At 62.8% G+C, this 22,280-nt stretch carries 13 protein-coding genes; 6 read left to right on the top strand and 7 right to left on the bottom strand.

The genetic code is table 11. From position 1 onward, the window contains the following. Nucleotides 1-71: 71 nt before the first annotated feature. Nucleotides 72-6,008, bottom strand: coding sequence for a non-ribosomal peptide synthetase (locus BG57_RS03505; RefSeq protein ID WP_229753978.1), 5,937 nt, complete (start codon nt 6,006-6,008; stop codon nt 72-74). After that, nucleotides 5,978-7,330, bottom strand: coding sequence for a condensation domain-containing protein (locus BG57_RS33615; RefSeq protein ID WP_035960188.1), 1,353 nt, complete (start codon nt 7,328-7,330; stop codon nt 5,978-5,980). The genes BG57_RS03505 and BG57_RS33615 overlap by 31 nt, the downstream gene beginning before the upstream one ends. Before the next feature lie 615 nt (nt 7,331-7,945). Between BG57_RS33615 and BG57_RS03490 the strand changes: the two genes are divergently transcribed. The 4 genes from BG57_RS03490 (at nt 7,946) to BG57_RS03475 (ending at nt 12,685) form a co-directional block, all read left to right on the top strand. Continuing rightward, entirely contained in the window at nt 7,946-8,539 is a 594-nt protein-coding gene (locus BG57_RS03490) for a TetR/AcrR family transcriptional regulator (RefSeq protein WP_229753958.1), read from the top strand. A gap of 284 nt (nt 8,540-8,823) precedes the next feature. Next, entirely contained in the window at nt 8,824-9,582 is a 759-nt protein-coding gene (locus BG57_RS03485; RefSeq protein WP_229753979.1) for a hypothetical protein, read from the top strand. Nucleotides 9,583-9,736: 154 nt separating this feature from the next. After that, nucleotides 9,737-11,092: a TAXI family TRAP transporter solute-binding subunit gene (locus BG57_RS03480; protein WP_035960184.1), complete on the top strand. Its 1,356-nt coding sequence runs from the start codon at nt 9,737-9,739 to the stop codon at nt 11,090-11,092. Between the two features lie 12 nt (nt 11,093-11,104). After that, entirely contained in the window at nt 11,105-12,685 is a 1,581-nt protein-coding gene (locus tag BG57_RS03475) for a phospholipase D family protein (protein WP_052005600.1), read from the top strand. A 31-nt stretch (nt 12,686-12,716) separates the two neighbouring features. On the opposite strand, the gene BG57_RS03470 is transcribed toward BG57_RS03475, so the two are convergent. The 4 genes from BG57_RS03470 to BG57_RS03455 all read right to left on the bottom strand — a co-directional run bounded on the left by BG57_RS03470 (nt 12,717) and on the right by BG57_RS03455 (nt 17,105). After that, a complete protein-coding gene (locus tag BG57_RS03470; RefSeq protein WP_035960181.1) occupies nt 12,717-13,694 on the bottom strand; it encodes an aldo/keto reductase in 978 nt (325 codons plus the stop codon). 177 nt (nt 13,695-13,871) lie between these two features. Beyond that, nucleotides 13,872-15,215: an MFS transporter gene (locus BG57_RS03465; RefSeq protein WP_035960179.1), complete on the bottom strand. Its 1,344-nt coding sequence runs from the start codon at nt 15,213-15,215 to the stop codon at nt 13,872-13,874. A 154-nt stretch (nt 15,216-15,369) separates the two neighbouring features. Further along, nucleotides 15,370-16,278 carry an SMP-30/gluconolactonase/LRE family protein gene (locus BG57_RS03460; RefSeq protein WP_035960178.1) on the bottom strand — a complete coding sequence of 303 codons (909 nt, stop codon included), beginning with the start codon at nt 16,276-16,278 and terminating at the stop codon, nt 15,370-15,372. Next, nucleotides 16,275-17,105, bottom strand: a complete 831-nt coding sequence (locus tag BG57_RS03455) for an NAD-dependent epimerase/dehydratase family protein (protein ID WP_035960176.1) — start codon at nt 17,103-17,105, stop codon at nt 16,275-16,277. The genes BG57_RS03460 and BG57_RS03455 overlap by 4 nt, the downstream gene beginning before the upstream one ends. A gap of 192 nt (nt 17,106-17,297) precedes the next feature. On the opposite strand from BG57_RS03455, the gene BG57_RS03450 reads away from it, so the two are divergent. Then, nucleotides 17,298-18,308: a LacI family DNA-binding transcriptional regulator gene (locus tag BG57_RS03450; RefSeq protein ID WP_035960175.1), complete on the top strand. Its 1,011-nt coding sequence runs from the start codon at nt 17,298-17,300 to the stop codon at nt 18,306-18,308. A 29-nt stretch (nt 18,309-18,337) separates the two neighbouring features. On the opposite strand, the gene BG57_RS03445 is transcribed toward BG57_RS03450, so the two are convergent. After that, nucleotides 18,338-19,627, bottom strand: coding sequence for an MFS transporter (locus tag BG57_RS03445; protein WP_035960436.1), 1,290 nt, complete (start codon nt 19,625-19,627; stop codon nt 18,338-18,340). Between the two features lie 390 nt (nt 19,628-20,017). Between BG57_RS03445 and BG57_RS03440 the strand changes: the two genes are divergently transcribed. Next, the gene (locus tag BG57_RS03440; RefSeq protein WP_035960174.1) at nt 20,018-21,973 is read left to right on the top strand and encodes a methyl-accepting chemotaxis protein; all 1,956 of its coding nucleotides are present in this window, start codon (nt 20,018-20,020) and stop codon (nt 21,971-21,973) included. Nucleotides 21,974-22,280 lie beyond the last annotated feature (307 nt).

Genomic DNA, 22,280 nt, shown 5'->3' with positions numbered 1-22,280 from the left:
CGCGGGTATTGAACCATCACATCCGCGTAACGCTGCCGCCTCGCCGCAACGAGACGGCAGCGTGCCACGCCTTACATCACTTCCGCGTCGCGCGTGTTGGCAGGAAGAAAGCCTTCGTCACGCAGATAACGCACGTAGACCCGTATCAACCGTGCATAGTCGATTGTGAAACGCACATCGAGTTGCGCGAGCCGCGCGATGGTCCCGATCTGATCGACAGGCATGTCGTGGAAGGTGAGATCGCCGGTATAGAAGTCGCGCAGCAGCGCCAGACCGTTGGCCGAGTCCAGCGTGGCCAGACGCTGCTTCCATGCTTCCGGCGCTTCCGGCAAAGCATGCAGCCCTTCTTTGCCGAGCGCCTCGAACCACGCATCCTGACTCATGCATTCCCGATTTTGCAGATTGGCGACATGCAGGCCGTCGCGCGGATTCAGCGCAAGCGCGCAAAGGGCGCGCGCCAGCAAATTCACGGGCGTCATCTCGACGGTTTGCCCGGTGGCAGGATACGCGCCTAGCTGAATGCATCCCTGATTGAAGAGCCAGAAGTGGTTCTGCCGATAGTTGCTGTACCCGGTTTCGGCGTGCCCCGTGACATTGCCGACCCGCACGACCGTGGCAGGCAGGCCATGCGCGCGGCTATAGGCCAGCACGCGCTGTTCGCTGACCCATTTGCCGAGCAGGTAGCCGTTGTCGGATTGCGGTCTGCCGCTCGCGATGCGTTCCTCCACGCGCGTCGCGCCTTCCAGCATCATCGGCACGGACATGGTCGACACGAAGCACATCGGCTTCATGCGCACCGAGAGCGCGAGTTGCAGCAACGCCTCGGTGCCGCCCACGTTCGCCGCCTTGAGACTGCCATACCCATGCAGATGATGCACGTGCGCGCCGCCATGCAGGATGGCATCGGCGTGTACGGCAAGATGGTTCCAGTCGGCCTCGGACACGCCCAGACGCGGTTTCGCGAGATCGGCGCTAAGCACCCGCACGCGTGAGAAGTCGATCGCCAGTCCCGCAACGCGTGCTTCATCGACGAGACGCCCGAGGCCGGCTGCAGGATCGTCGCAGCGTTGCAGGCAGAAGACGGTATCGGCGACATGGCTCACTTCGGCAAGCAAATGGATGCCGATGAACCCGCTCGCCCCCGTCAGAATCACGTTGCGGATGCGCGCGGCGCCGGTCTCGCGCCATGCGGGCAGCGCGGGATCGACCGGCGCGAGCGGCAAGGCGGCGTCCGCCACGGCGCGGGCGATGTCATCCTCGTCTTCGCGGCTCGCAAGGCTCGCGATGGTCGGCGCGCGATAAAACGCGGGCATCGCGAAGTCCAGACCCGTTTCGGCGCGCACGCGTGCGTGCATTCGCATTGCAAGGATGGAGTTACCGCCCAGGCGAAAGAAATCGTCTTCGCGGCTGACGGCATCCAGATGAAGCAGCGCGCACCAGATGGCGGCGATCTGCGTTTCCAGTCCCGCGCGTGGCGGCTCGCCGCTCGACTGTGCCGCCGGCTCGGGCAACGCCTTGCGGTCGATCTTGCCGGAGCCGGAAAGCGGCAGCGCCGCCAGGCCGATATAGCGAGCAGGCGCCATGTAGTCCGGCAGCGTGGCGGCAATGTGCGCGCGCATGGCGTCTTCATCGATCTGCGCGTTCCCGGCAAGCACGTAGTACGCCGCGATATAGCGCTGCTCGCCCGCGCCGCGAATGGCGCAGGCCACGTTCGCCACGCCTGGCAGGGCCGCAAGCTCATTCTCGATCTCCCCGAGTTCTATACGAAAGCCGCGCAACTTGACCTGCTCGTCGTTGCGACCGAAGTACTCGATCACGCCGTCTTCCAGATAACGGCCCAGATCGCCGGTGCGATACATCCGCGCATACGGCTTGTCCGCGAACGGATCGGCGTCGAAGCGGCGCAGGGTCAGCGTCGCTTCGTTGCGGTAACCGCGTGCGAGATTGTCCCCGCCGATGCACAACTCGCCAATCGACCCCGGCGGCACGCGTTGCGACTGCGCGTCCAGCAGATACACGTCGTAACCTGGCAAGGGCTTGCCGAGCACGCGCACGCGGCCATCGGGCGCGATCTGGCCGAAGGTCGCCATGACGGTGGCTTCGGTCGGACCGTACAACGAGAAAAGACGCGTCCTGCCGGCCCACCACCGTGCGGCGGTTTCGTCGAGGGTATCGCCGCCGAACGCAAGCATCTTCAAGGAAGGCAATGGCTCCTTCGGCAAACCTTGCAAGAGCACCGGCGCGAGAATGGCATGCGTCACGCATTCACGTTCGAGCAAGTGGTGCAGCAGGTCGGGGTCGCGGCGCGCTGTTTCCGGTGCGATGACGAGCGTGCCGCCGTTCAGAAGCGCGAGGAAAATCTCGAGCACGCTGGCATCGAAATTCGTCGATGCAACGAGCGTGCTGACACAGCCCGCCGCATAGTCGAGCGCGATGGCCGCGCCCGCGATCATTCGCACGACGCTGTGATGTTCGATCAGCACGCCCTTCGGCTTGCCCGTCGAACCGGAGGTGTGAATGACGTAAGCGAGCGCATCGGGCGAGACTTCCGCCAGCGCGCGTGGGGCCGCTTGCGCGAGCAGGCCAGCGTCGACGAAGACGAGGTGCGAGAGTTGCGCGGCTTCGAGTCCGGCGCGGCCGTGGGCATCGGTTATACAGACTTCCAGCGCGCAGTTACTCGCGAAATGCATGAGGCGCTCGGCCGGATATGAAGGGTCGAGCGGCACGTAAGCGCAACCTGCCTTCAGCACGCCGAGAATCGCGGCGACGAGAAGCGGTCCCTTGGCCATGGCAACACCCACGCATGATCCCGCGCCGGCATGTGCCTGCAAGCCGCTGGCAATGCGCTCGCTCATAGCGTCGAGCGCGTCATAGCTCAGCGTGTGCTGTTCGAAGCGGATGGCTTCGCGATCGGCAAAGCGCGCTGCTATCGATGCAAAGCGCGCCGGTATGGACGATGCCGCATCGTCGAGCGGCGCGCCCCGCGCAAAGCGGGTGACGAGCGCGCGTCCCGCGTCGCTCAGATACGCCAGGTCGCCGACGAACGCGGCAGGCTGATTCGCGGCGGAGTCGATGAGCGTCGTCAACACATCATGCATGGCGTGAGCGGTGCCGGCCTCGAAGAGCGATCCGTCGTATTCGATACGGCCATCGATCCCGCCTTGCCGGTCCGCATACAGGATCACCGAGATATCGGCCTTCGATGTTTTCGATGGCAACTCCTGCACGCTCACGCCGCCATCGCCGATACGCGCATGCAGATCGATGCCGCTTTGCAGACTGAAGAGCGTATTGACCGCGCCGATATCCGCGACGCCCGCCTCGAACGGCGTGGCCAGCAGATGTTCGCGGTCATCGAGCATCTGCGCGTGCACGGCGGACACGAGTTCACCGAAAGCCTGACGCGGATCGATCTGCATCTTCATCACGGCCATTGACACAAGCATGCCGTAGACGCTTTCGCTTCCCGGAACATCGCGGCCCGCTTGCGGATAGCCACTGGCGAGCGTCGCCTGGCCGCTTACGCGCCACAGCCATACGAGATGAAGCGCGAACAGCACGGGCGAGAGTGTGGTGCCGCGTGTGTGTGCGATGTTGCGCAGCTTGCCGGCCTGTTCCTGCGTGAGGTGCATGGGAATGACGCGGTTCGCATCGGCGCGACGCGTGGCGAAGTCGCACGGCAACTCGACGCGCAATGCCATGCCCTCGAGCTTGTTCGCCCAGTAGCGTTGCGCACGCGCGAAGGCCGTCGTATGCGCGACCCGATGCTTCCACGCGCAATAGTCGAACCAGTTCAGCGTGCGATGTTCGAGCGCTCTGCCCTCGTAGTTCGCCGCGAGCTCTTCGAGCAGGAGCGTGAGCGACCAGCCATCGAACATGGCGTGATGAACGCAGAACAGCAGCGTGCTTGCGCCGCTTTCGACATCGAGCAGCAACCGGGCGCGCCAGCACGGCGTGTCATCGGGATGCACCGGCGCCGTGGTCCAGGCGTCGATATGCGCGCCGATCTGCTCTGCCGTGGCGCTTTCGATGGGAATCTGCACCGCTTCGCCCGATGCATTCGGCAGCAGGCGAAGCCCGCCGCTCGCATCAGAGAGCGAGGCACTGAAAAGCGCATCGCGCGCAAAGAGCCGTCTGAGCGCCGCGTGCAGCGCGAGCGGATTCACCTCGCGCGAAAAATCCGCGCGTATCACGATGTTGTACGCGTTATCCATCCGGTTCAGGCGGACACGATGAAACATCGCTTCGGCGATGCCGCTCGTCACCGCGACGCCATGTGCCGCGGCTTCATCGTGAAGTAGCGCAGGCAACGGGTCGTCATGGATCATGGCGTTGCGCAGCGCCTCGCAGAAAGCACCGAATGCGGGATGAGCGAGCAGCAAGCCGGGCTTCAAGCTCACGCCGAGCGCAGCGCCGATCCGTCCGCAAGCCAGCGTCGCGAGCAGCGAATGGCCGCCGGCTTCGAAGAAGTGACTGCTTTCGTCGATAACCTCCGCGCTCACGCCGAGTGTCTCGGCCCAGGCCGACTGAACGGCGCGTTCGAGCGCATCGAAGGCACGCGCGCTCTTCTGCGACGACGCCGCCGCCGGAGCGGGCAAAAGAGCGCGATCCAGCTTGCCGTTGAGCGTCAGCGGCCAGTGCGCGACCGGCACGAGAAACGCGGGAATCATGTAAGCCGGCAGGCGCGTCTCCAGCCGGCTGCGCAACCCGGCGGCATCGAGGCCATTCGCCGTGTACCACGCCACGAGCGCGACGCTTCCCTGATGCGGATACGTGCCGATACATACCGCGCTCACCTCGGGCTGCGTCGCAATGACGTGCTCGACCTCGGCAATCTCGATGCGATAGCCACGCACTTTTACCTGAAAGTCGTTGCGTCCGAGGAACTCGATCTCCCCGTTGGGCATGAAGCGCCCGAGATCGCCGGATCGATACAACCGGCCTCGGCCATCGGCATCGTCGATGAACTTTTCCGCAGTCATTTCAGGGCGATGCAGGTATCCCCGCGCCACCGACGCCCCGCCGATGCAAATCTCGCCGATGCCACCGAGCGGCACCGCGCGTGCGTTCGCGTCGAGCAGATGAATGGCGTAGCCCGGCAGCGGGCGGCCCAGCTGGTTCGCGAGTTTCTGGTCGCCAAAGAGGTTCTCGGTGCACAGCACGGTGATTTCAGTCGGGCCGTATATGTTCGACAGCCGCGTGACCGAGGACCAGAAGCGCACGGTATCGTCGTCGCTGGCTTCGCCGCCGCACATGATCGTGTCGAGGTCCGGCAACGGGCGGCGCGGCAGGAGACGCAACACGGCGGGCGGCAGGAAGGCGTGCGTGATCCTCGCTTCGACCAGAAAGTCGAAGAGCGCTTCGGGATCGGCGCGCACATGATCGGGCGCGACGACGATCTGTCCTCCGTGCGTGAGCGGGTTGAAGATTTCGAGCACGCTCGCATCGAAATTGACGGAAGCGAACTGAAGCCAGCGCGTGGCCGGTCCGCGCTCGTAACGGCCTTCGAGCGACGCGATCATGTGCGCAAGCATGCCGCGCTCGATCACCACACCCTTGGGCTTGCCCGTCGTGCCCGATGTGTAGATGACGTAGGCAGCATGAGCGGACTCGGCCCCGCGCGACAATGCGCAGGGCTGGCAAGGCGACGCGCTCGCGTCCAGCATGTCTTCGATGCGCAGCACCGGACAGGCGAAGGCAGCGCGCACGCGCGCTTCCGTGTCCGCATCCGCGATCACGGCGGCGAGCGATGCATCTTCCGCCATGAAGCGCAAGCGTTCCTCGGGCATCAGCGGATCGAGCGGAACGTATCCCGCGCCAGCCGCCATCACGCCGAGCATGCCCGCCACGACCCGCGCGCCGCGCGAAACGCATAGGCCAACGAGCGCCTCCGGCCCGCCATGCGCTTTGAGCGCGCGCGCGATGCACGACGCAGCAGCCGCGAGCTCCGCATAGGTGAAGCGCGCGTCGGGACCGCTCAGCGCGGGCGCATCGGGCTGGGCGCGCACGATATCGTCGAAGCAAGCGAGCACATCGCGCGGCGCCGCCGCAAGCGGGCCGCCGTGCGACCACGCGCGACGGCGCGCCGCGAGCGATGGGGTATCGAAATCCAGCCCGGCAAGCGGTGTGTCGAGTTGCGCGTCGAGCCGCGACAAAAGCGCCGCATAGTGTTCCAGCGCGATGGCCAGTCCACGCGCGCTTTGCGGATGACGGACCTGCACATCGAGCGTGATGTCTCCGCTCGTGCGCAGGTAGATCGAGACGTCCTGGCGCTCGGGACGCCGGCAGAAGCGCGTAAGCAGTTCGCCGCGAATGTCGCCGAGAAGGAGCGCATCGTGCGGTAGGTGGTCGCGCTCGCACAGCACGGTGGTCGCGCGACCGTAGTCCGGCCGCAGACGCTTGAGTTCGTCGAAGACATCGCCGGCGGGATGTTGCTGTGGAAATCCGCCATCGCGAAGCGCACCGCCGCGTGTTGCAGAAACTGGCGCAGCGTCATGGTCTCGTCGAACTCGCTACAGATGAAGCGCACGCGTTCGTCGTGACCTGCGCGATCATAGGACTGCTCGCTGCCACGCCGATGATGCGCCGTGATCACCGACGACTGACGCGACATCTTCTGCAACACGACATGCAGGCAGCTTTGCAACAGGAATTCGACGCTCAGGCCCAGCGCATGCGCCTGTTCGCGCAGCGCGCGGCTCAGTGCGCCGCCAAGCGGCATCGCGAAGCCGGACTCACCGGGCGCGCCTTCCACGCGCGGCGGTTGCCATGCGAACTCGCCATCCGCGAGTTGCCGGACCCAGAATGCGAGATCGCTCTGCCATTGCTGCGGTTCCATCGATACGCGTTCGGCTTCGAGAATACCTTCCTGATCCAGCGCGAGATCGTCCGCGAATGTTTCGCCCGCATAAGCGCGCGATAGCGACGCAAAGAGCGGCTGCAACGAGAACCGGTCGAGCAGCGCGGGATGACAGGCGAACACCAGATAACCATTCGCGGCCCCGCGCAGCAGCGTGATCGACCAGGGCGCGCCCGCGTCGATTCGAAGCGGGCGCGCGCACAGTGTCTCGATCGCCGTCGTGTTGCGGGCTTCGTCGGTGTCATCGAGATCGACCACTTCGAGGCTTGCAAGTGCGGCATCATGCAGCAGGTAGCGTGGGCCATCGTCGCCGCGAATCACTCGCCAGCGCAAGGGCTTGCAGTGCCGCGCGACATGCGCCACCGCGCGGCCCAGGCGCTCGCTGTCGGGTGCGCCACTCAGCCGGAAAACTGCGCACAGATTGCGAAACGCAGTCGTGGGCGTGGCCGCACGCGCTTGCGTACGGGACATTGACTGGATGTGTGTATGCATGGTGACTTACGCCGTTCGACGTTATTCTCGTGGCGAAACGTTCAGCGCGGACTCCTCTGTGGCGCTCAATCTAACCGGCTGAGGATTTCGGATCGTCCATGATAGTAAGCACACCTTTCGTTTAACCTTGATGGCCCAAAAAAATACAAAACCGCTGCGACTTCGAGTCAGTCGGCAAGCAAATCGTGCAGGAGCTTCTCGTCACGCAGCGATATGCGCGACCCTTTGCGGCAGCTTTCGTTGTGGCATGCGGCATCGGCCGGAATGGCCATGCTTTAACGTATGGGGTGACAGAAGAGAAACTACGTGATCCTCGCGAAAGTCAAAGTCGTCGAAGTTCGTCAATCCATTCGATGGCGCCTTTGACGACTTCGGGCATCGACTTCGGCTCGTCGTCCACTGTCGGTCCTTCTGCACCTTGTCTATCTGCTGACGCACGTCTCCCGGCTTATACGCGAGCTTTTCCGCGCTCGACGATCACAACCGCATACTGACAAACGTCTGCGGTTGAGGGCGTTCCGCGAACAATCTCCTCAAGGTACTCCCGGCCCGATGAGCGCACGGTTGACGTTGCGACCGTCGCACGATAAGGTCTTGGTCAACCAACCAAGTTCGTCCCGCGAGGCAGCCAGCGTGCAGGATCGAAGACAAACCATACTCGAGGCCGCCCTCGCCACGTTGCGCGAAGAAGGCTATTCCGGCTTCACGCAACCGCGCGTCGCCAAACGTGCCGGCGTGCGTCAAAGCCATCTCACCTACTATTTTCCGACGCGCCTCGCGCTGATCGAAGCGGTCGCGCGCACGGCGGTCGATGCACAACTCGGTGCGCTCGATGCTTTCGCGGGCGAAGCATCGCCGAAGATCACCGCTGCCTCGATCGCGAATGTCGCCATGCGGCACGAGAACACGCGCGTGCTGATGGCCCTCGCTCAGGCCGCGGACGAAGAGCCTTCGATACGCCATCTGTTTCGCGAGTTCGCAGATGCTATTGCGACGCGCATCACGCGCATGCTCGAAGCGATGGGACTTGCTGTGAGCAAGGAACATGTCGCGATGGTTCATGCGCTCGTCGTGGGCTTCGCAGTCGTCGAGCTTGCGGTCGGACACAGCGACGGCAAGCGCCGTGCAAGCGCGGCCATCGAAGGGCTATTTTCGATGCTGCCCCCTAACGACGGAAGCGCCCACTAAACCTTCGCGGCCAGGCTCGCAAGCAGCCACCGTATCGCGACGCAACGCCCTCTCCGGCTAACGCCTGAAACCATTTTTGCATGCTGCATGCAGATCGCGTCTGACCGGTGACATCGCATGAAATAAGTCTGCACGAGACTGCGCGAAGGCCTTCCCCTATAGTGAGTCCGTCGCCACAGTGAAACGCCATGTGGCCCACGAACCCGGAGGGACGTCCCGTGAACGACCAATCGAATTCTGCATGCAAGCTCGTTTCGTCTGCATCCAAAACGGGACTGCGCCGGATGATGATCGCCGCCGCTGCCGTCGCCCTCACGCTTTCGAGCGGCTCCGCTTTCGCCGGCTGGGCGCGCGGCGGCACGGCCTACACGGGGCGAGGCGAGTACAACGGTGCGCATTTCGGCTCCTGCGGCGGCGGAAGCTGTTCCCATGCGGGCGGCGTGATGAACCCGTGGGGCGGCGTCGCGACTAACTCCGGCACTGTCACCCGAACTTCGCCGGGCCAGTTCTCGAACTCAGGCACGGCCTATGGCCCCAACGGACGTTCGATGCAGCATGCAGGCGACACGAGTTGCGCCAGCGGCTCGTGCTCGCATACCGGCACCATGACCAGCTCCGGAAGCAACACGGCGACCACCGCGAACACCGTGACACGCAACGCGCCCGGGCAGTATTCATCGTCTGGCTCGGTCACCGGACCCAACGGCAATACGTCGACGCATACGGCATCCACGAACTGCGCGGGCAACACCTGCAACCGCTACGGAACCGTCGATACCGCGAACGGCGGCACAGTCACGCATTCGGGCAGTGCAACGAGCGTCGCGCCGGGCGTCGTCGTGACATCGGGATCCGCGACCGCGACGAACGTCTCGCATAGCACCACCGTGGTGACGGCCGGGACGGTCACCACCGGCACGGTGATCGTAGCGCCGCCGCCTCCGCCGCCCGCTGTCGTCTACGTGGCGCCCGCACCGGCACCCGCCGTGTGGGTTCCGGGGCACTGGGTCGGCGCAGTCTGGGTTCCGGCGCATTGGGCCTGAATGCAAAATGCCAACGCTTGGGCGCTGCCAATCGCGTTGACGAATGCCGCTCACACGGCGGCTGGCGGTACACTGCGAGTCAACGCCGCGTCCAAACCAGGCTCGACATGCTCAGTGTCAAACCCGATGCGCAGAAATCGAAGGCAATCCGCTCATGCGGCGGCATCGCATGAAACGCCCGCACATGCCGCGGGACCATGCGAAAGGGGTGCTGCACGACCTCACCTGGATAGTCGGGCCTATGCTGCTCGCTTTTGCGCTCGCGACCGCGCTCGTCGTCTGGCTGGTCGACCCCGCGCCGCCCAAAACGATCACGATGAGCGCCGGTCAACCCGACAGTTCGCTTTACCAGACTTCGCAGGAATACGCGAAGATCCTCGCGCGCAACGGCATCACGCTCAAGGTACTGCCTTCCGAAGGCTCCGTGCAGAACCTGGAGCGCCTGCTCGATCCTAAAGCGCAAGTCGACCTCGCGCTCGTGCAAGGCGGCATCGCTACAAAAGAGCAGGCATCGTCGCTGATTTCGCTTGGCAGCGTGTCCTATGTACCGATCGTCGTGTTCTATCGCGGCAAGGGACTCACGCTGCTATCGCAACTGGAAGGCAAGCGCGTCGCCATCGGACGCGTAGGCAGCGGCACGCGCACGCTATCGCTGAAACTGCTCGAGGCCAATGGCATTACGCCCGGCGGCAGTACGCAGCTTCTGTCGACGGACGGCCTGCAAGCCGCCACGGAACTCGTCAGCAATGAAGCGGACGCCGTGTTTCTAAGCGGTGATTCGGCCACGCGCGGGCTCATGCTTCGGCTGCTGAAAGTGCCCGGCATATCGGTGATGGATTTCAACGAAGCGCGTGCCTATACGCGGATCTTTCCGTATCTCGACGAGATCGAATTGCCGCCCGGCGTGCTCGATCTCGGGCGGCGCATTCCACCGCAGACGGTGCATCTGATCAGTCCGACTGTCGAGCTCGTCGCGCGCAACAGCCTGCATCCGGCGTTGTCGGATTTACTGATCGAAGCCGCACAGGAAGTGCATGGAATGGCCGGGCTATTGCAGCGCGCGGGCCAGTTTCCCAGTCCGGTTGCGCATGAGTTTCCCATCAGCGAGGATGCCAGCCGCTATTACCGTTCGGGAAAGAGTTTTCTCTATCGCGCGCTGCCGTTCTGGCTTGCGAATATCGCGGACCGTGCGCTCGTGTTGCTTCTGCCCGCCGCGGTACTGGTCTTTCCGATGCTGCGGCTCGTGCCCGCGCTTTACCGATGGCGCGTGCGTTCTCGCATCTATCGCTATTACGGCGCGCTGATCGCAATCGAGCGAGGTGCAATGCATATGTCGAACGATGAAGAGCGGCGCGCATTGCTGGTCGAACTCGACCACATCGAAGAGTCACTGGATACACTCAAGCTACCGCTTGCCTATGCCGATGCACTCTACGTGCTGCGCGAGCATATCGGCTTCGTGCGTGCGCGATTGAGCACCGCGGCACGCAAGGAAAAACAGACGGCTTAGGAGGCGACGCCAATGCTCAGGCAAGCATGGAAGCGATTGCTCTACGCAATGGCGACGCTCGCTTTGATGACTGCATGCGCAAGCCTTCCGCCTCAAACCGGGCGCACGCCGAGTCATGTAATTGCCAAGTCGCCGGATACGCGCCTGGGCCAAGCCGTGTCCGAAAGCGAAGCCGCGCATCCCGACGACAATGCATTTCATCTCTTGTCCGACGGAGTCGATGCGCTCGTCGCTCGAATCGTACTTGCGGAAAGCGCGGATCGTTCGCTCGATCTTCAATACTATATCTGGCACGACGATCTCACGGGACGCGCGATGGCCGCGTCGGTTCTGCGTGCGGCGGATCGTGGCGTGCGCGTGCGATTACTGCTTGACGATCTCGGCACCAATGCCGACGACAATCTTCTGCTTGCGCTCGCTTCTCACCCAAACATACAAGTGCGTCTCTTCAATCCGGTGGCCAACCGCAGCTTCAAGCGGCTCGGCTCCGCACTCGAATTCTTCAGAGTGAATCGCCGCATGCACAATAAGTCGCTTGTCGCCGATAACCAGTTCTCCATTCTGGGAGGAAGAAACATCGGCGATGAATACTTTGGCGCATCGAGCACGATCGCATTCGGCGATCTCGATGTACTCGTGCATGGCCCGGTTGTTGCGGAAGTCTCGGACGCGTTCGATCTCTACTGGAACTCCGATGCCGCCTATCCCATTGAGGACCTCGTGGGCCGCCGCGCGGATTCGAATGCGCTCGCCACATATCGCAAGGGACTCGATGCCTATCTGCAGTCGGAAGCGCATTCTCCCTATGTCGCACAAGCAAGGCAACGTATCTCACAAGCGATCGAATCGCGCGATGCAACGTTTGCGTGGGGCAAGGCCACCTTGCTCTACGATGATCCTGAAAAAATCACGCGTGATCCCAGTGACAGTGAAGGCCGTTTGATGTCGAAGTTCAGGGCGCTACGGCTCGCGCCCAGGAATGAATTGCTGATCGTGTCGCCCTATTTCGTTCCGCGCGAGATCGGTGTCGAATGGCTGCGGTCGATGACGGCTCGCGGCGTGCGCGTGACGGTGCTTACCAACTCTCTGGCGGCTACCGATGTGGCGGCAGTTCATGCGGGTTATCAACGCTATCGCAAGGACATGCTCGAAGCGGGCGTGCGGCTATACGAGCTAAAGCCGGTCGCGTCCGAAGACGGCAAGGAAGACGATCAAGACAAAGAAAAGAAAACGATGTTCGGATCGTCGAAGGCGTCGCTGCATGCAAAGACTTATGTCTTCGACCGAGAGCGAATCTTTATCGGCTCCATGAACCTCGACCCGCGTTCAGTTGAATTGAACACGGAGATTGGCGTGTATTGCGAAAGTGCGGCGGCGGCGCAGCAAGTGGCGGATGGCATCGGGACGAGGATAGACCGCATCGCATGGCGCGTCGAAATGCAGCCCAACGCCGGCGGCGGGCAGCGTATGGTCTGGATCGATACGGACGATCAAGGCGCGACGACCACGCTTAAGAGCGAGCCCGGCGTGTCCGCGCTCAAGCGTGCGACGATATGGATGCTTGGCATTCTGCCGATAGAGTCACAGTTATGAGTTTCGAGCGAGGCTCTATCGGCGCGCAAATTTACTTGAAGCCTGCGACTGCATGCGGCACATAGGGCGCTTCGAGTTGCGCAATTTCTTCGGCCGTCAGGTGCAGCGACAACGCAGCAACCGCATCGCTCACGTGATGCGGTTTCGATGCCCCGATGATCGGCGCGCTAACGGGCGACTTCTGCGCGACCCATGCAAGCGCCACGTGTGCCCGTGGCACACCGCGCGCCTTTGCCACTGAAGCAACGGCTTCGACGATAGCGCGGTCCGCATCGTGCGTCTGATACAGCGTGCTGCCAAAGGCATCCGTTTGCTGACGCTCGCTCGTGGCGTCCCATTCGCGCGTGAGACGGCCGCGCGCAAGCGGGCTCCAGGGCAATACGCCTATGCCCTGATCCTCGCATAGGGGCAGCATCTCGCGTTCCTCTTCTCGATAAAGCAGGTTCAAGTGATTCTGCATCGTCTTGAACTCTGTCCAGCCATTCGCCCGCGATGTGTAAAGCGCCTTGCTGAACTGCCACGCATACATCGAGGACGCACCGATATAACGGGCCTTGCCCGCCTTGACGATATCGTGCAGCGCCTCCAGTGTCTCTTCTATCGGCGTCGTGTAGTCCCAACGATGAATCTGATAAAGATCGACGTAATCGGTGCCGAGTCGCTTCAGGCTGTTATCAATTTCATTGAAGATGGCCTTGCGTGAAAGGCCAGCGCCGTTTGGACCCGGCCGCATGCGATTGAAGACCTTCGTCGCAATGACGATGTCATCGCGCTTCGTCATGTCTCGCAACGCGCGGCCAACGATCTCTTCCGATGTGCCATCGGAATAAGTATTGGCGGTATCGAAGAAATTGATGCCGGCGTCCAGCGCCTGCTGAAGGATGGGACGGCTTTGCTCTTCATCGAGCGTCCACGGATGCGTGCCGCGCTCAGGCACGCCGAAGGTCATGCATCCGAGACACAGTCGCGATACTTCAAGCCCGGTCGTGCCGAGTTTCACGTAGTCCATCGGGATATCTCCTTGCCGTCGAGTGCTTTTCGAAAGAGTGCGCGAAGGCTCGAAAGCCTTCGCGCACGAGAGGAAAAGCCTAGACATTAGCGCAGCGTCGCCGAACCTGCTTGCCTTACGATCGCTGACGCCGCCTTGCGGCTTGCAAGGAAATCATTGTGCTTCTTCGAGTGCAAACTAAGATCGTGCAGGCTCGCCCTCTTCCACATCCCGCGTTCCGGAAATCGTCTCCAGTGCCGAGTCATGGTGCAGCAACAAGACTGCGGCGACACCGACCATTCCGGCGCCTGCGAGACAGAGCAGGCCCGCGCCAAAACCGCCGGTGCTGTCCTTGATCCAGCCCATCGCATAAGGTCCAAAGAAACCCGCGAGATTGCCCAGTGAGTTGATCGCCGCAATGCCGCCCGCGGCAGCTGCACCCGACAGGAACGATGCAGGCAGCGTCCAGATGATCGGCAAGCAACCGAAGATGCCGAAGCCCGCAATCGACAACGCGATCATCTTCAGCACTGGGTTGTCCAGCCCTGCGGAAGCTGCGATGCCACCCGCTGCCACCATCAGCGCGATTGCAACGTGCCAGCGTCGTTCGAGTGTGCGATCCGAATGACGTCCCCACAGAACCATGCTGATGACGCCGACTGCGTACGGCAAAGACGTCACGAAGCCAGTCTGAAGATTGCTCAGCCCGAACGCCTTCACGATTTGCGGCAGGAAGAAGCTCAAGCCGTAGTTGGTTGCGTTCGCACCGAAATAGATCAGCGCAATCGCCAGCACGCGCGGATTGAAAATCGCTTCCTTCACGCTGAACGAATGCACCGCTTCGCGATGCGCGCGCTCTTGCGCTTGCCGGTCGACCAGCCAGTTACGTTCATCGTCAGCAAGCCAGTGTGCGTTCTGCGGCTTGTCGGTGAGGTAGAAGAACACGACGAATGCGAGCACGAGCGCGGGCAGCGCTTCGATCAGGTAGAGCCATTGCCAGCCCTGCATGCCGCCGATGCCGTCCATCTGCAGCAGCGCGCCGGAGATAGGACCGCCGATCACGGTGGACAACGGAATGGCCGCCATGAAGTAGCCCACGACGCGTCCGCGATATTTCGCCGGGAACCAGAGCGTCAACAGATAGATGATGCCCGGGAAGAAGCCGGCTTCCGCGACGCCCAACAAAACACGCAAGCCATAAAACACATAGGCGTTCGACAGGCCCGTTGCTTGCGCAATATGTGGGATGTAGGCCATCAACGCCGCGAGCACGCCCCACGTGAACATGATCCGCGCAATCCACTTTCTTGCACCGAAGCGTTCCAGGAGCAAATTGGACGGGACTTCGAAGAAGAAATAAGCGATGAAGAAAATGCCTGCTCCGAAGCCAAAGGCGCTCGCGGAAAAGCCAAGCGCCTTGTTCATTTGCAGCGCAGCAAAGCCGACGTTGACGCGATCGAGATAAGCGATGAAGTAGCAGAGAATCAGGAACGGCACGAGACGAAGCATCACGCGCTTCATGGTGCGGGTTTCAAGGTCCATCAATATCTCCTCGAATAGGGAATCGGCAGATCGTTCAGTTTGAAGCGACCTGCGCAGCCTACTCTTTAAGGAGAAACTCCAGAACTGGTGTTTAGCCTGTATAGCGCTAAAAAAACTCACTCGCCGAGGCGGTGCCAGCGCCTCGGCGCGGCGTTTATGCGACCGGTAACATACCCGCGTAGATTGGTTCCGGTAATCCTTGCACGCCGGGGTGCAACGCGAAGACGCAGCCGTCGGCGTCGGTTGCGTTGGCGGCGGGACGAATCGACGTGACGTAGAGCGTCGACAGATCGTCACCGCCGAATGCGCACATCGAGGGCTTCGTCGCGGGCAGTTCAATCGTGCGATCCAGCTTGCCTTCAGGCGTGAAGCGCAACAGGCACCCGGCATCATTTGCGCAGGTCCAGTAGCAGCCGTCTGCGTCGACCGCCGCGCCGTCCGGACGCCCTACGTGATGGTGCAAATCCGCAAACACGCGACGGTTATGCGGCGTTCCGGTGTCGGTGGCGAAGTCGAAGGCCCAGATCAGCCGCTTCTGCGGATGCGAATCCGACAGATACATCGTCGCGCCGTCCGGCGAGAAGGCGAGGCCGTTCTGCGTGATAAGTCCGTCGACGATCGGCGCGGACAGCGTGCCGTCCGCATCGAAGCGAAAGAGCGCGCCTGCGGTGCTCGCGAGTGACATGTCCTGCACCATCGTGCCGGCCCAGAAGCGGCCCTGCCGGTCACACCGCCCGTCGTTGAAGCGCATGCCGGGCGCATCGAAGCGCGGGGCGGCGAGCTTCGTCAGGCGAACGTCGCCCGCATCCGGCAGCGTCACCGCAAAGAGCCCCGTCTCCATGCCCGCGACCAGTGTGCCCGCCGCATCGAATGCAAAACACGCAACCTGCTCAGGCAACGCCCATTCGCTGCGCTGTCCGGCCGCCACAGCGAGCCGCACGATGCGCCGCGCGGGAATGTCGACCCAATACAACGCCTGGTCTTTTGCATGCCAGACGGGGCATTCGCCGACTGCTGCGCGCCCCGCCGCCTCCAGCCGCTCCACGCGCGGCGCGCTGTTCATCGGCCGCGCTCCATCGGTTCGCCGAGCACGAACGCGCCGCCCTGGAAGCGTTGCGCGGGGTCGTCATGGTCGTCGGTCGGTGCGCGCACCGGAAAGCGATCGTTGAACTCGACTGAGCTGTCTTGCGGGTTGAAGCCGAGGAAGCCGGCCTTGCTGTTGTCCCACCACTTGACCGGATTGTCCGACGCGCCGTACACCACCGCGTGTCCGACGCGATTCGTGAAGAGCGAACAGCGCACCAGTTCGATGAAATCGCGGTAGCTGAGATACGTCACGAGCATGCGCGGATTCTTCGGCTCTTCGAACGACGACCCGATACGCAGGCACACCGTCTCGATCCCGAAGCGGTCGAAGTAATAGCGCGACAGCGACTCGCCGAAACACTTGGTCACGCCATAGAGACTGTCGGGGCGCTGCGGCGCATCGGCATCGAGCACTTCGGTCACGGGATGAAAACCGATCGCGTGGTTCGAGCTTGCGAACACCACGCGCCGGACGCCGTGACGGCGGGCCGCTTCGTAGATGTTGTAAGTACCGCGGATATTCGCCTCGATGAGATCGTCGAACGGCGCATCGATCGAAATGCCGCCCAGATGCACGATCGCGTCGACGCCTTCGACCAGACGCATGACCGCGTCGCGATCCGCGAGATCGACCGCGCTGACTTCCTCATGGGCGGCAGCGTCGTCGATCGGCGCGATGTCCGACGCACGCACCACATCGGCCCACTGCGCGAGCGCCCCGCGCAGTTGACGGCCGAGGTTGCCGGCGGCTCCGGTGAGAAGCAGGCGTTTGAACGGCTTGCCCGTTGCGGTTGACTGGTCCATCTGAACTCCTGTCGAATGCTTTTGGATCTGAATAAGTAAAACGTTTTCCGCACTATAGCGATCGGCGCAAGCCGTCGTCAATTGGCATTCTGCGCTCTGCATGCAGCATGCAGCATGCAAAAAACGTTTCAGCGGCGTCGTTTTCTGAGACAATCCGAAAACATTGGAAAATTGCGAGAAAACGTTACCTCGATGAAGAAAATGTCTCCGACCATTCGCGATGTCGCCGCCGCAGCGGGCGTCTCGGTCGCAACGGTCTCCAAGTACATCAACGGCGCCCAGCGTTTCTCCGCGCCGGTCGAAGCGCGGCTCAAAGAAGCCATCGCTACGCTCGGGTATCGGTCGAATCCGCTCGCGCGTTCGATGATCACCGGCCGCACGCGCACTATCGGCCTCACGATTCTCGACATCAGCAATCCGCACTTCACGAACGTGGTGAAGGGCGCGAACCGCATCGCCTTGCGTCACGACTACACGCTGCTGCTCGTCGATATCGACGAACAGCAGGCACGCGAGCGGCCGTTGATCGAAGCCCTCTCGCAACGCGTCGACGGACTGATCGTGAGCTCGCGCTTGCCCGACGAGGAGGCGCACTGGATGCTCGACCTCGGCAAGCCCGTCGTGCTGCTTCGCAATGCCGAGGCGCTGCCGATTCCGAGCGTCGGCATCGACAATCGTCTCGCTTCGCACATGCTCGCGCGGCATCTGCTGAACCTGGGGCATCGGCATATTGCATACCTCGGCTTCGGCCAGGCGCGCATCAACGATGAACGCATTCGCGGCGTGCGCGAATGCCTCGAAGAAGCCGGCCTCGAACTCGACGTTCACGATGCCCACGCTCCGACCGCGCTCGCTGGCGAACACGCGTGCTCGCGCGTGATGCTCGGGCCGAAGCGCCCGCAAGCGGTGATCTGCTACAACGATCTGATCGCGCTCGGGTTCATGAAGGAAGCCGCGACGCTCGGCATCCGCGTGCCTCAGGATGTCTCGGTGACAGGCATCGACAACGTGCCTTACGGCGCATACGCCGCGCCGGGTCTCACCACCATCGACATTCAAAGCGAGCGGATGGGCGAGCTCGCCATGCAAAAGCTTATCGACGCACTCGCCGGTCATCCGGACCCCGGCAACTCCATGTTCGAGCCGCGCCTGATCGTGCGCGAATCGACCGCCTCGGCTGCGGCCCCGACGGCGAGTGCGTAAAGCGCCGCGCATGGCGTCGATGCTCGCGATCAGCCGTTGAGCTTCGCGGGCGTCATCTTCGGCGTGAGGACGTGCATCACGCCGAACGCCACGAGATACGCCAGTGCACCGATTGCAAAGAGCGCCCAGTACTGACCCGTGCGTTGCAGGACCTGACCGATTACTTCGGAGAACAGAACGCCGCCGATCGAGCCCGCCATGCCGCCGATACCGACGACCGCACCGACCGCGCGCTTCGGGAACATGTCCGATGCCGTCGTGAAGAGATTCGCCGACCAGCCCTGATGCGCCGCCGCCGCAAGTCCGACGATGGCCACTGCCACCCACAGATCGTGCACTTGCGAAACGAATGCAATCGGCAACACGCAGCATGCGCAGATCAGCATGGCGGTTTTGCGTGCAGCATTCACGCTCCAGCCCGAGCGCAGCAACGCCGATGAGATCCATCCGCCGCCGATGCTTCCGACCGTGGTAATCGCGTAGATTACGACGAGCGGCAGGCCGATATGCTGCATGTCCATGCCGCGCGATTCGTTCAGCCACTTCGGCAGCCAGAACAGGTAGAACCACCACACCGGGTCCGTCAGGAACTTGCCGACGATGAACGCCCACGTCTCGCGCTTGCGGATCAGCACGCCGAAGCCCGGTGCGCCTGCTTTGGCGTTGCCGGCATCGGCGGCGGCGGCTTCGTCGCTTTCGAGCGCGAGGTCGTCGTCATGCGCGCTGCCGTCCGGCTGGCGATACATCACGAACCACACGGCGAGCCAGACGATGCCGATCGCGCCGACCATCACGAACGCCGCCCGCCAGCCGAAAGCGACAGCGAGCGCGGGGATGATCGCGGGCGCAAACACAGCGCCGATATTCGCACCTGAATTAAAAATACCAGTCGCGAGCGCGCGCTCGCGGCGCGGAAACCACTCCGCCGTCGTCTTGATTGCCGCCGGGAAGTTGCCGCCCTCGCCGATGCCGAGCAGCGCGCGAACCATCGCGAAGCCCATCACCGAGCCGACCGCCGCGTGCAGCATGGCGGCGATGCTCCAGACGAACATCGCGAGCGCATAGGAGATGCGGGTGCCGAGCCAGTCGACGATACGCCCGAAGCACAGAAGGCCGATCGCATAGAACGCGGAAAAAGCGATCACGATGCGGCCGTACTGAACCTGCGTCCATCCGATGTCGTGCTGAAGCACGGGCGCAAGCAGACCGAGAATCTGCCGGTCCATGTAATTGATGACGGTCGCAAAGAAGAGCAACGCACACACGGTCCAGCGATAACGGCTCGCGGTCCGCGCGACGCCGACGACGGCTGTTTGCATGAAAGTCTCCGGTACGCGGCGGCGCTCGTCGGACCGCGTGTCTTGTTTCATGGACGGCGACGAGCGCCGTGGGCGCGGCGTCGTGCAAAATGCGCGCGCCACTGTTTCTTGGAAAACGTTTTTCCGAAGGATATAGCCGTTGTCTGCCGAGCGACAGCCTAGGATTTTCCCTAGCTTTCTCCTCTCCGCACCGCGCAAGCGTTTGGGTCGGCTTACGGAACGCCACTCGCCGCGTTAATCGTTTTCTGGCGTTCTAGCCGACGCGATGATTTTGCATTCGGCACGTTGCATGCCGCATGCAAAACGCCAAACGTTCCGCCCGCTTTCTCAAGTTCCGGTGAAATTTGCCGATAGATACGGTGATTCCGTTTCAACTCTTAGTGTCTCTACATGCCTCTTATCAATCTGGCCCGAGCGAGTGTCGGGACCAAATTCGCCGCCCTTGCCTGCGCGCTGGCGGCTGTCGTCGTTGCCGCCTTCACACTCGCTGTCACCCGATCGGCCGGGGAGCAAATCGACGCCCACGCGCTCGCTCGCGTCGAAAGTCAGAACCGTTCGATCGCCACGATGATCGGTCTCTACGACACTGCAGTAAGCGCCGAAGTCTCGCGCTTCATGACGATGTTCTCGAATCGCGTGCCCGGTAACTTCGCGCTCGACGAAGCGCATACCGTGGATATCGGCGGTGTTGCGACGCCGACCATCCTTGCCGGCGACAAAGCGTTGAACGGTGATTTCTCGATTCCCGATGCGTTCCTCGCCGAAAGCGGCGCCATCGCGACGATCTTCGCCCGGACCGGCGACGACTTCGTGCGCGTGTCCACATCGCTCAAAAAGCAGGACGGCACGCGCGCCATCGGTACGCTGCTCGACCGCAAAGGCCCCGCCTACGGGCTGGTGTTCAGCGGGAAGCCGTATATCGGCATTGCGGCGCTGTTCGGCAAGCAGTACATCACCGAATACAAACCCGTGACGGACGCTTCGGGCCGCATCGTCGGCGCGCTGTTCGTCGGCGTGGACGTGACCGCCGAGATGACCGCGCTGCAGGACGATATTCGCAAGCTGACCATCGGCGAGAGCGGATATCACTTCGTCGTCGATGCTTCGAATGGCGCGAATCGCGGCAAGCTGCTCGTTCATCCCGGCGGCGAAGGGCAAGTGGCCGACGAACGCGTGGCGCCCTTCAAGCAGATGCTCGACACACGCGAAGGCAAGCTCGCGTTCGACGGCGCCGACATCGACGGCTCGAATGCGCGCGTGCATGGCGGCGCGAAACAAGTCGTCTACATGACGGTGCCGCAGTGGAACTGGGTAATCGGCGGAATCGCCTATCGCGACGAGTTGCTGGCGAGCGTTCATGCAAGCCGCAATCGCTTCTTGCTGCTCGGGCTCGCGGTCATCGCGGCGCTCGTCGGCGTGCTGCTTTACGCGGTCAAACGGCTCATTGGCCGTCCGATCGATGACGTCACGCGCGCGTCCGAGCGTATCGCGGCGGGCGATCTGACCGTGCGCATCGACACTGCCCGCGAGGACGATATCGGTCGACTGATGCGCTCCATCGACGGCATCGCACAGGGGCTCGCAGGCATCGTCGCGCAAGTGCGCAGCGCTTCTGCCGACATGACGGATGGCACCGCGCGCATCGCGTCGGGCAGTAGCGACATCGCCACGCGCATCGCGACGCAGGCGGCGAGCGTCGAAGAGACGGCGGCCAGCATGGAAGAGATCACATCGACGGTGCAGCACAACGCCGCGAATACCGAACAGGCGGGCAGGCTCGTGTCGTCCGCGACGGACGCCGCGCGCGAAGGCGGCGAAGCAGTGGGCCGCGTCGTTCAGACGATGAACGAAATCGATGCATCCGCGCGACGCATTGCCGATATCACGTCGACGATCGAAGGCATCGCATTTCAAACGAACATTCTCGCGCTCAACGCGGCAGTCGAGGCGGCGCGGGCGGGCGAGCACGGCAAGGGCTTCGCGGTCGTCGCGTCGGAAGTGCGCGCGCTCGCGCAACGGAGCGCGGCTGCGGTCAAGGAAATCGAAGCACTGATCGCGGAATCGGCCGCGAAGGTTTCGCACGGGTACAAGATGGCCGAGCACGCGAGCAGCACGATGACCGGCATCTTCGAGCGGGTGACGCGCGTGAATGCGCTCGTCAGCGACATCGGCGTGGCGTCGCGTGAACAGGCAAGCGGTATCGAACAGGTCAATAGCGCCGTCATGCTGATCGGTGAAGCCACGCAGCAGAACGCGGCGCTGGTCGGTGAGGCCGAGCAATCGACCGTCGAACTGCGTGGTCATGCCGATCGGCTTGCGCATGCGGTCAGCATGTTCCGCGTTTGATCTTTGTATTGGCTGAAAAGCGGCGTTAGAAAGCCTTGAGTGCTGCGATGGTGTCCATCGCACGGTGGCAGCATCGTGCGCAAAGCGACGCTGCGTGACTTGCGCATCAACCGACAGAAAGCCCCTGCGACGCAACGGACGACATCTGCCCGCGCACCCCTCAGGCCGGTGGGAAGCCGCTGTCGAATATGGCGAAGTCATTTCAGCACGCAGCTGAAGCCATTCGATCCATTCTCTCAAGGCGTTCGCAAAGAAAGTACTGCGACGCACGCTCGATCATCCCCAGTGAGCGCATAGACGCAGCGCG

The organism is Caballeronia grimmiae, assembly GCF_000698555.1.
Classification (GTDB): Bacteria; Pseudomonadota; Gammaproteobacteria; order Burkholderiales; family Burkholderiaceae; genus Caballeronia; species Caballeronia grimmiae.
This window is presented reverse-complemented; position numbering and strand designations above follow the sequence as displayed.

Excerpts from the sequence above, each read along its gene's own strand:
- BG57_RS03475 (WP_052005600.1), top strand. The coding sequence starts at position 11,105 with ATGCTCAGGCAAGCATGGAAGCGATTGCTCTACGCAATGGCGACGCTC.
- BG57_RS33615 (WP_035960188.1), bottom strand. The coding sequence starts at position 7,330 with ATGTCCCGTACGCAAGCGCGTGCGGCCACGCCCACGACTGCGTTTCGC.
- BG57_RS03480 (WP_035960184.1), top strand. The coding sequence starts at position 9,737 with ATGCGGCGGCATCGCATGAAACGCCCGCACATGCCGCGGGACCATGCG.
- BG57_RS03445 (WP_035960436.1), bottom strand. The coding sequence starts at position 19,627 with ATGCAAACAGCCGTCGTCGGCGTCGCGCGGACCGCGAGCCGTTATCGC.
- BG57_RS03485 (WP_229753979.1), top strand. The coding sequence starts at position 8,824 with ATGATGATCGCCGCCGCTGCCGTCGCCCTCACGCTTTCGAGCGGCTCC.
- BG57_RS03450 (WP_035960175.1), top strand. The coding sequence starts at position 17,298 with ATGAAGAAAATGTCTCCGACCATTCGCGATGTCGCCGCCGCAGCGGGC.
- BG57_RS03460 (WP_035960178.1), bottom strand. The coding sequence starts at position 16,278 with ATGAACAGCGCGCCGCGCGTGGAGCGGCTGGAGGCGGCGGGGCGCGCA.
- BG57_RS03455 (WP_035960176.1), bottom strand. The coding sequence starts at position 17,105 with ATGGACCAGTCAACCGCAACGGGCAAGCCGTTCAAACGCCTGCTTCTC.
- BG57_RS03440 (WP_035960174.1), top strand. The coding sequence starts at position 20,018 with ATGCCTCTTATCAATCTGGCCCGAGCGAGTGTCGGGACCAAATTCGCC.
- BG57_RS03470 (WP_035960181.1), bottom strand. The coding sequence starts at position 13,694 with ATGGACTACGTGAAACTCGGCACGACCGGGCTTGAAGTATCGCGACTG.
- BG57_RS03465 (WP_035960179.1), bottom strand. The coding sequence starts at position 15,215 with ATGGACCTTGAAACCCGCACCATGAAGCGCGTGATGCTTCGTCTCGTG.